The following is a 504-nucleotide window of genomic DNA, read 5'->3' as shown; positions in this document are numbered from 1 at the left end:
CCCGTCCGAGCTGGAGCTGGTCGGCCTCTACGACGCCCAGCCGGGCGACGTCGGCATGCACTTCCTCGTCGCCCCCAGCGACACCCCGCTGCACGGCTTCACCCGCGCCGTGATCACCACGGTCATGGCCGCGGTCTTCGCCGACCCGGCCACCGAGCGCGTCGTGGTCGAGCCGGACGTCGCCAACACCGCCGTGCACGCCCTCAACGAGGCCGTCGGCTTCGTGCCGGAGCGCCAGGTCACCAAGCCGGAGAAGGAAGCCCTGCTGAGCTTCTGCACCCGCGCGCAGTTCGAGGCCGCCACGGCCGCCCAGGGGGTGTCCATATGAGCCTCGCCGACGCGGTCGCCCACCTGAGCCCGGAGCTGTGGGCCCGCGCCAACCGCGCCCTGGTCCGCAAGGGCCTCGCGGAGTTCTCCCACGAGCGCCTGCTGACCCCGACGCCGCTGGGCTCCGACCTCTACTCGGTCCTCAGCGACGACTCCACCGTCGAGTACCGCTTCAAG

General features: G+C 72.2%; 1 protein-coding gene and 1 pseudogene. Both read left to right on the top strand.

Going from position 1 to position 504, the window contains the following annotated elements; all coding sequences use genetic code 11:
• Positions 1-328, top strand: a 328-nt coding sequence (locus G3I78_RS47625; protein ID WP_164436851.1) for a GNAT family N-acetyltransferase, incomplete at its 5' end; no start/stop codon positions are given.
• Positions 325-504, top strand: a pseudogene (locus G3I78_RS47620) (IucA/IucC family siderophore biosynthesis protein); the annotation flags it as partial. The gene G3I78_RS47625 and the pseudogene G3I78_RS47620, both read left to right, overlap by 4 nt.

Source organism: Streptomyces sp. SID13726 (assembly GCF_010548375.1).
Taxonomy (GTDB): domain Bacteria; phylum Actinomycetota; class Actinomycetes; order Streptomycetales; family Streptomycetaceae; genus Streptomyces.
Note: the sequence above shows the minus strand (reverse complement) of the source record. Positions and strands in the feature narration are given on the sequence as shown.